Source organism: Paenibacillus sp. KS1, from assembly GCF_001680695.1.
Taxonomy (GTDB): domain Bacteria; phylum Bacillota; class Bacilli; order Paenibacillales; family Paenibacillaceae; genus Paenibacillus_B; species Paenibacillus_B suaedae.
Window position 1 is genome coordinate 20,204 of the sequence record NZ_MAIS01000082.1, and the last position, 9,009, is coordinate 29,212.

Consider the following 9,009-nt stretch of genomic DNA (forward strand, 5'->3'; position numbering starts at 1 on the left):
GGTGATATAGCTATGAAAATATCAATCGAAGAAATCGATATTCAGAAGGAAGAAGAAATTATTATACGATGTCATGAAGTCACTGATGAAATCATGAGTTTGATAAGTCGGATAAAAGTAAAAAATAAGATGCTCATGGGCTTTTATGAGGATACGATTCACCAAATCAAGCTCAGCGATGTGTACTATTTTGAATCGGTGGATAACAAGGTATTTATGTATTGCAAGGATAAGGTGTTTGAAGCGAAACAGAAGCTGTACGAGCTCGAACAGGTAGTCGAGGGGAAGAAGTTCTTCCGCGCATCGAAATCTAGTATTCTCAATATCGCGAAAATATCGTACATCAGGCCGTCTATCAGCGGCAGGTTCGAGGCGAGAATGGATAATGGAGAGACGGTTATGGTGTCGCGTCAATATGTGCCGATTCTGAAATCGATGCTTGGTCTATAGGGAGGGACGAACATGAATGTTTCAGAGATTGTAAAAAGCTTTGTAAGAAATTACTTGCTTGTATTTGCAGGCATTGTCATATTCATCACCCTGCTGAATCATCTAAATATTTGGGTAGACGGCTCGGATGCTTCGATATTTTCTCTCGGTTTCCATCATATATACGCAATCATGATATGCGCTTTGGTGGGTGTCTTGCCAAGTCCTATGTTCTATTATTCTGCTGATGATATAAGCGAAAAGGGAATGCGGTTGCGAATATTGATCCATTTTGTGATCTTGGAAATAGTGTTGCTTATTTTCACGAATTGGATGGGCTGGGTAACGGGAGTAGTTAACACAATGATACTCGCATTTGAAATCGCAATTATCTCCCTGCTTGTCCGTTGGCTTGAATGGAGCAGTGACAGGAAGGTCGCAATGGAAATCAATGAGAAGCTACAAAAACTAAAAAATGATGAAGAACAATAAGACGGGGAGGCAGCAGCTTACCTCGTCTTTTTTACAGCTTACTTTGTTATTCATACAGCATAGTGTCGTTCATATTTACTCTGCACCAATCGTTATGTATGCTGATGCTGCACGAATGAAGCAGAGGAGGCTTGGATTTGGATGATAGGAAACATCATATTGATTATTGCAGCAGTTTGTGAGATATCATTTGCAGTATTCCGCATTTGTACAAAGTCATATCAGAAAAAGATCAAAGCTTTGATAAGGATTGGCGCTTCTGCAGCATTCCTAATTTTCACATTGGCTTCGGTCATTGAGTGGAGCTTCCGTTGGATGGGACTTGGACTGCTGCTGCTTGTCTGGGCGCTACTTGGAGTATGGACGCTCATACGCAGCAAAGAGGAACACAAAGAATATAAAAGCGGCCGCGTTATCAGGAATGCAGTTGGTATGTTTATGCTCGTCGTCATTGCTGTAACTCCTGCTCTCGTATTTCCGCAGTATCATTTGCCCCCAATTACGGGGAAGTATCAAGTCGCAACCGCATCATATACCTATGTTGATAAAAATCGTATCGAACAATTTACAGACACAGGAGAAAATCGGCACGTCAATGTTGAGTTTTGGTATCCTGAACATGCAAACGGTACCTATCCATTGTTGGTATTCTCTCATGGTGCATTCGGCAGCAAAGGAAGCAATATCTCAGCCTATATGGAGCTTGCGAGCCACGGGTACGTAGTATGCGCTATCGATCATCCGTATCATTCTTATTATACGGAATCCAATGACGGAAACAAAACATTCACCGATTGGAATTTTATGCAGGAAGTCATTGACAGCAACATGGGCAGATATACGGTAGAGCAAACCTATGGGCTTATTCAAAAATGGATGAAGCTGCGTACGGATGACATGAATTTTGTAATCGATACGATTTTAGGAAAAGCAAAAACGAGCAGTGACAAGGTGTATCAGCTGATGAATACCCAGAAAATAGGTCTGTTCGGACACTCTATGGGTGGAGCGGCAAGCATGAGGCTTGGCAGGGAGCGTGATGATGTTGGCGCCGTTGTCAATATCGATGCCCCAATGTTTGGCGAGCTCATATACAACAAGGAGACCGATGATTTTGCGGCAAGCAACCAGCCCTATACGACTCCACTTCTTAATATCTATTCTGACGGTGTGTGGGTACAGCTCCTACAGCACAACAGCAAATCCCCTTATGCAGCTAACAAGGTTATTGATAAAAACGGTAAAGTCGTGCATACCGTCCATTTCCAAGGAGCGGAGCATATGAGTCTTACCGACCTGTCTCTCATTTCCCCGCTAATATCCAATATGCTGCAGGGCGGCAGGGTGGCGGAGATTGATCCCTATTACTGTCTTGAAACGATGAATCATATTCTAGTACAGTTTTTCGATTGCTATCTCAAAGGGCAGGGCAGCTTCACATCTGCCGGGACATATTGACGGGCAAATCACTCTTAACTATTTCGATCCTCAACTTTTATCTTTTTTTCATATTGCGTTACAGATTGTTTGTGCTATAATAATTGTCGAATGGATGACCCATTCACGTCATGCACAATAGAAGAAGTTATAGACGATGGAAGTTTGGTGCAAATCCAACGCGGTCCCGCCACTGTGATAGGCCGAATGCTCGGTCTTAAGTCAGGTCTTTTGTCTAGTAACTTTGCCAGGCCAGTCATTTCGAGGCGAAAGTGACTGGTTTACAAGTCTAGTGACGATTGCGCCTCGCTAGGCTTTTTTATATTTTCTTGGAGGCTGTCGACAACGCAGTCGAGTCAGCCTGGTGGTCGCCGCCGAAAATACAAAGATGTACAAGCTGGGCAAGCGGGACGTTTTTCAACGAAGAAGAACCAAATGCACAATGATGTGCATGTCCCACCTTTTTTCTTATACAGATTTGTCGTAATGATGAACTCGATTATATTGAGGTTGACGCCTGTTTGCGTTACGATGTACAGTATAGATGATAATTGAATGATAAGTTGCACAATGGCGTGCACACGACATAACAAGCAAAGAGGCTTTTTGAAGGGATCCATCCCTTTGAGAGGCCTCTTTTTTTGTTGCAACTACTCGTTGGAGGTGCTTTACGTGGATAAACTTTCGATCAAAGCCGATCTCTATATGGGGCATGGCGCGCTGGATCGTCTGATGGAATGGCGTAATAAGCGGATTTTCATCGTTACCGATCCATTCATGGTCAAGTCAGGGATGATCAACATGGTATTCGATCGGCTGCATGAGAGCAATGAGCAATATATTTTCAGCAATATCGTACCTGATCCTCCTGTTGAAATCGTAACCGAAGGTGTTGAGGCATTGGGTGCGTTCAACACAGATTTAATCATTGCAATTGGCGGCGGGTCTGCCATTGATGCGGCTAAGGCGATGAAGCTGTTTGCGCAGAAGCTTCTGAACCAGCAGGAGATTCCATTCGTGGCAATCCCGACGACAAGCGGGACGGGCTCCGAGGTGACATCATTTTCGGTAATCAGCGACAAACAGAAGAACATTAAATACCCACTCGTATCCGATGATATGCTGCCGCAAGAGGCGATATTGGATCCGGAGCTGGTTAAGAGTGTGCCGGACTTCATTACGGCAGATACTGGAATGGATGTATTGACGCATGCGATTGAAGCTTATGTGTCTACAAAAGCGAATGATATATCCGATGCGCTTGCCGAGAAGGCAATTAAGCTGGTGTTTGCTTACTTGCCACGTGCATATAAGGATGGTGGAGATTTAGAAGCACGTGAGAAGATGCATAATGCCTCCTGTATTGCGGGCATGGCATTTAATATTACTTCGCTGGGGCTTAACCATGGCATTGCGCATGTCGCTGGAGCCAAATTCAAAATTGCGCATGGCCGCATGAATGCGATGCTGCTCCCGCATGTTATTGAATTCAATGCGAATTATAAGCCAGGCTATGGCAGGGAAGAGAGCACAGCTTCAGCGGTTCGCTATGCAGAAATCGCGAAAAGCTTGGGTCTATCCGCACCGAATCCGAAGAGCGGTGTACGCAGCTTGGTGCAAGCTATCAAGCAGCTGCAGAAGCAATTGCAGATGTCGCAGACGCTGAAGGAATGCGGAATTGAGAAGGCGCTGCTGGACGAAATGAGAGAGTCGATTGCTGAAGGTGCGTTGAAAGACGGCTGCACAGCGACGAATCCTCGTGTACCAACAACTGGAGATGTGGCTGAAATTTTGAACAAAATGTTTCAATCGTAGGTTTGCGTCGAATTTTGTCTGAATGTGTATTGACAACGTTTGCAGTATTAAAATATAGTAAAGGTAACACAACGGCGTGTTGCATACAAAACCAAGCAAAGAGGCTTCTTAAAATTCCTGTGTGAACTTTTAAGGGGCTTTTATGTTTTTTTACAGCAATTTCACGTGTTTCTGACATGAGAGTGAGATGATGGTATGGAGCAACACACTGAGAAACAACGCGTTATCCAAGAGTACGTGCCTGGTAAACAGGTCACGCTGGCTCATATTATCGCGAATCCGAACCCTGATATCTATAAGAAGCTGGGATTAGGGAATGACGCACATGATTCAATCGGAGTCATGACGATAACACCAAGCGAGGCTTCCATTATTGCAGCGGATATCGCGACGAAGGCGGCTGGCGTACAGATCGGCTTCGTCGATCGCTTCAGCGGATCACTCGTCATTACAGGCGATGTATCCTCTGTCGAATCTGCTATAAGTGAAGTGCTGTTTGGACTTCAAAATATTTTAGGCTTCTCAACTGCTGCGAACATAACGAGAACGTAGGTGAAGAAGCTGATGAGAAAAATTATTTTCGCCGGAAGTACCGGTTCTGGCAAGACGACACTGTGCCAATGGCTGCACGGTCAAGAAATTGCCTATAAAAAGACGCAAGCGATTGAAAGCTTCGACCAAGCGATCGATACGCCGGGCGAGTGCATCGAGAACCGATATTTATACAAGATGCTGCTCGTAACCAGCGTAGATGCTGACGTAATCGGGCTTGTGCAAGATTGCACGAAGGAAGATAGCTACTTCCCACCGGCCTTCGCAACTGTATTCGCCAAGCCGGTCATCGGCGTGGTGACGAAGGTGGAACTGGCCGAGTCGCAGGAGCAAATCGCACAAGCGAGAGCTCATCTGCAGGCGGCTGGTGTGGAACAGATATTTGAAGTCTCGACGATAGAGAATGTGGGAGTGGAGGCGCTTCAGCAATACTTGGAAGCGTAAACGGCTGATTCTATTATTACAAGAGGCGCAATACCAATAGACAAGCAAATAACGGCAGACAATGAGGTGCATGACACATGAATGGAAAAATTGTAATAGTCGACGACGAACCTATTACAAGAATGGATATTCGTGAGATGCTCGAAGAGGCGGACTACAATGTAGTAGGCGAAGCTTCCGATGGATTTGAAGCCATCGAATTATGTAAGAAGCATCTGCCTGACCTCGTCATCATGGATGTTCAAATGCCCATCCTCGATGGGCTCAAGGCTAGTAAACGAATCTTATCAGAGCAGCTGGCAGGAGGAATTCTTCTCCTGACCGCCTTCAGCGACAAGCAAACTATCGAGAAAGCCTCGGCTGTCGGTGCGCTTGGCTATCTGGTAAAGCCGCTTGATGAAAAGTCGTTCATTCCCATGGTGGAAGTGACCATTGCCAAAGGCAAGGAAATACGCAAGCTGGAGCAGAATCTATCGAAGCTGACGCAGAAGATGGAAGAGCGCAAAGCAGTGGAGAAGGCGAAAGGGATCTTGATGAAGGAAAATGGCTATACCGAAGAGGAAGCCTATCAAACCCTGCGCAAATTAAGTATGGATAGACGGTGTCCGATGATTGAAATCGCAACCACGATCGTCATGTCCTATGATTGATTTCAAAGAACGAATCAAGCAGCTGTGCAGACTCCATACGGGGTTGTCTGAATCGGATATGGCGTGGATATGCGAAATTGCGGAGTCTTTTGAACATACCGAGGTGCAAGACGATGTGTTCATTGATGTACTGTCCAGTGTATCGAACGAGGCTATCGTCGTATATCATCGCCGTCCGAGCGAACGACAGTCCTTGTATGAGCGTCCAGTTATGGGAGAGAAGGCGCTGCGCGAGAATGAGCCGGGTGTTCTGAGAACACTGGAGACTGGCATTATGTCACAAGGTCTCGTTGCCAACACGCAGGAGAATCATCTTGTTCGGCAGACCGTATATCCGATGAAAAATCAAAATGGCGTCATCGCGGTCGTCATATATGAAAAAGATGTGAGTGACAATATTCAAGCTCACTTCAATATGGCGGGAGCGCCGTATGAAGATGGCGAGATGTCTTCTATGCTGACGGCTATGCTTCGCTTCAAGGATTCGCTTATCAATCAGTTGGAGGACGCTGTTCTCGTGTTCGACAAGCATGGATTTTTGAAGCTCAAAAATAAGCAGGCAGATGCGTATTATAGACAGCTTGGTTATTTGGAGGATATACAAGGCTTGCATTATGACAATTTGTCGCTCGATCAGACGATGTTCTCCGAGGTGATGAAGCAGCATTCATCTTCGCCGTGTTGTCCATTGACGACAGATGTGAAGGCTGCGGGCCGTTACTTCCAAGTAAAGCGGCTATTCATTGAGGAGAAGGATCTGTGCGTAGGCGTCATTCTGCACGATGTAACCGAAATTAAGGACAAGGAAGCAGAGATCATCTCGAAGTCGGTAGCTATTCGTGAAATTCACCACCGGGTGAAGAATAATTTGCAGACGGTGGCGTCCCTGCTGCGCATTCAAGGCCGACAATGCAAGAGCCCCGAGGCTAAGAAATGTCTGGATGACAGTGTCAGTCGGGTATTGGCAATTGCGGCAACTCATGAATTGCTATCAACGGAAATCGATGCTCAGGTAGATCTGCTCGATGTCATACGGCTCATAGCATCGAACATTGAGCGCTGCTTCGTCCATTGCCATGCTGTCGGTGTGAACATCTCTTCAACGGACAGTATTTGCTTAGATAGTGATCGTACCGTAGATATCGCGCTGATTGTAAGTGAGCTGCTGCACAATAGCTATGAGCATGCGTTCGAGGATTGTACGTCTGGTGAAATCACGATCACGGCGCAAGTTGAAGGAGGTCTTGTTACCGTCGTTGTTGCAGACAACGGAACAGGATTCGTGGTAGAAGAAACTTCTCGCAAGAGCTTAGGGCTGTCGATTGTTCGCAGCTATGTGAAGGATAAGCTGAAAGGGAAGCTCACGATTGCATCAAGTGATAAAGGCACGGCTGTTACATTTACGTTCAAAAAATAAATATTCGAACTACAAGGGCGTAGTTTTAGAAGCAAAGAGGCTTAAAGTCAACCATATCCGGTGTGAATCGGAAGTGGTGCTTTAAGCCTTTTTTTGTTCGAATGTATCGTGATGCGATACAGGAACTATGCCCAGTGGAATTACACGGAAATCAATCGGTGGGGGTGAGGAAAGTGGAAGAACAATTGCTGAGTGTAGGCATCGATATGGGGACTTCTACGACACAGATTGTGTTATCGAAGCTTCACATTCAGAACATGGCATCTTCCTTCACAGTGCCGCGATTGGTCATTACGGACAAAGAAGTTGTATATCGAAGCGATATTTGCTTCACGCCTGTAATGGAGGACAATCGCATCGATATGCAGCAGATTCAGGTGTTTATTGAAGAGCAGTATGCGAAGGCTGGCATTCGCAAGGAAGATATTCAGACAGGCGCCGTCATTATTACGGGGGAAACAGCTCGCAAAGACAATGCCAACGAAGCGGTTCTGTCGCTAAGCGGTTTCGCTGGAGATTTCGTAGTTGCGACGGCTGGTCCAGATCTGGAGAGCATTATCGCTGCGAAAGGTGCAGGTGCCCATACGTATTCCAAGGAGCATTCGACTTCCATCGTCAATATCGATATTGGCGGAGGTACGAGCAATCTGGCGCTATTCGCTAGCGGCGATCTCATCGATACAGGCTGTCTTGATATCGGTGGACGACTCATTAAGGTGGATCAAGCCACACATAAAGTGACGTACATTGCACCGAAAATTAAGCAGCTGGCAGAGCGGAGAGGCATTAAGCTCGCACTCGGACAGCAAGTTACTCCAGCCGACTTGGAGCCGATTATCGGAGAGATGGTCAAGCTGCTCGAAGAGAGTGTTGGCCTGAGGCAGACTGGCGACTTCTATAACACGATTATTACGAATAAAGGGATCAAGCTGGATCGTTCGATTCCGTGCATTTCTTTCTCCGGCGGCGTCGCGGACTACATTTATGAAGAGGCGACGGGCGATGTGTTCCAGTACGGTGACATCGGCATCTTGCTCGGCCGTGCCATCGCAGCATCTCCGCTTACGACGCAGATGACAGTGGCGAGATCAGCTGAGACCATCCGAGCAACCGTAGTTGGAGCAGGATCTCATACGACGGAAATTAGCGGCAGCACGATTACGTACACGGAAGAGAGCTTCCCGATTAAGAATATTCCGATTCTGAAGCTTGCTGCTGCAGATGAGTCGGGAAGCAGTGGGACGCTGGCGCAGGCGATTGCCGACAAGCTGAATTGGTTCAAGCTGAACAACGATCTGCAGCGGGTTGCGATCGCATTGGAAGGGAAGAAGAGCCCCAGCTTCCAAGAGGTTCAGAAATATGCGCAAGGGCTATATCAAGGCATGTCCGAGCTGCTGGAGCGGGATTATCCCCTCATCGTGATCGTCCATCACGACATGGCGAAGGTGCTGGGGCAGACGCTGTACGCCTTGCTTGATTACAAGAAGGATGTTGTCTGCATCGATAGTGTTGTGGTTGATAACGGCGACTATATCGATATCGGCAAGCCGATTGCGAATGGCAAGGTGCTGCCAGTCGTCATTAAAACCCTCGTATTTCATTAGAGGAGGTTCAAAAATTTCGATTTTGATCACGAAGTGATACTGGTAGTAACTCGGCATCGAACATTGCGTTCACTCTCGAAATCCGCTGCTCATGTAGTCTTGACTACACTGCGCTGCTCTTTCTTCGAGTTCTCACAATCTTCTCGGTGCTGAAAACCGAACTTTTTGA

General features: G+C 46.4%; 9 protein-coding genes and 1 riboswitch. All 9 genes read left to right on the forward strand.

Going from position 1 to position 9,009, the window contains the following annotated elements:
- Positions 1-12 precede the first annotated feature (12 nt).
- The 9 genes from BBG47_RS22015 (at position 13) to eutA (ending at position 8,840) form a co-directional block, all read left to right on the forward strand.
- Positions 13-450, forward strand: a complete 438-nt coding sequence (locus BBG47_RS22015) for a LytTR family DNA-binding domain-containing protein (protein WP_065293515.1) — start codon at positions 13-15, stop codon at positions 448-450.
- A gap of 12 nt (positions 451-462) precedes the next feature.
- Complete coding sequence (locus BBG47_RS22020) at positions 463-921, forward strand: DUF3021 family protein (RefSeq protein WP_065293516.1); 459 nt, start codon at positions 463-465, stop codon at positions 919-921.
- Positions 922-1,062: 141 nt separating this feature from the next.
- Positions 1,063-2,379, forward strand: a complete 1,317-nt coding sequence (locus BBG47_RS22025) for an alpha/beta hydrolase family protein (protein ID WP_254659890.1) — start codon at positions 1,063-1,065, stop codon at positions 2,377-2,379.
- Between the two features lie 112 nt (positions 2,380-2,491).
- Positions 2,492-2,643: riboswitch (adenosylcobalamin (AdoCbl) riboswitch) on the forward strand.
- A 387-nt stretch (positions 2,644-3,030) separates the two neighbouring features.
- A complete protein-coding gene (locus BBG47_RS22030; protein ID WP_065293517.1) occupies positions 3,031-4,173 on the forward strand; it encodes a 1-propanol dehydrogenase PduQ in 1,143 nt (380 codons plus the stop codon).
- Between the two features lie 195 nt (positions 4,174-4,368).
- On the forward strand, positions 4,369-4,725 hold the full coding sequence (locus tag BBG47_RS22035) for a BMC domain-containing protein (RefSeq protein WP_021252539.1): 357 nt from the start codon (positions 4,369-4,371) through the stop codon (positions 4,723-4,725).
- Between the two features lie 12 nt (positions 4,726-4,737).
- Positions 4,738-5,169, forward strand: a complete 432-nt coding sequence (locus tag BBG47_RS22040; protein ID WP_065293522.1) for a EutP/PduV family microcompartment system protein — start codon at positions 4,738-4,740, stop codon at positions 5,167-5,169.
- A 77-nt stretch (positions 5,170-5,246) separates the two neighbouring features.
- Positions 5,247-5,819, forward strand: a complete 573-nt coding sequence (locus BBG47_RS22045) for an ANTAR domain-containing response regulator (protein WP_005549809.1) — start codon at positions 5,247-5,249, stop codon at positions 5,817-5,819.
- Positions 5,812-7,236, forward strand: a complete 1,425-nt coding sequence (locus tag BBG47_RS22050; RefSeq protein WP_065293518.1) for a sensor histidine kinase — start codon at positions 5,812-5,814, stop codon at positions 7,234-7,236. Before BBG47_RS22045 ends, BBG47_RS22050 begins: the two co-directional genes overlap by 8 nt.
- Before the next feature lie 173 nt (positions 7,237-7,409).
- Entirely contained in the window at positions 7,410-8,840 is a 1,431-nt protein-coding gene (eutA, locus tag BBG47_RS22055; protein ID WP_065293519.1) for an ethanolamine ammonia-lyase reactivating factor EutA, read from the forward strand.
- The last annotated feature ends 169 nt before the right edge of the window (positions 8,841-9,009 follow it).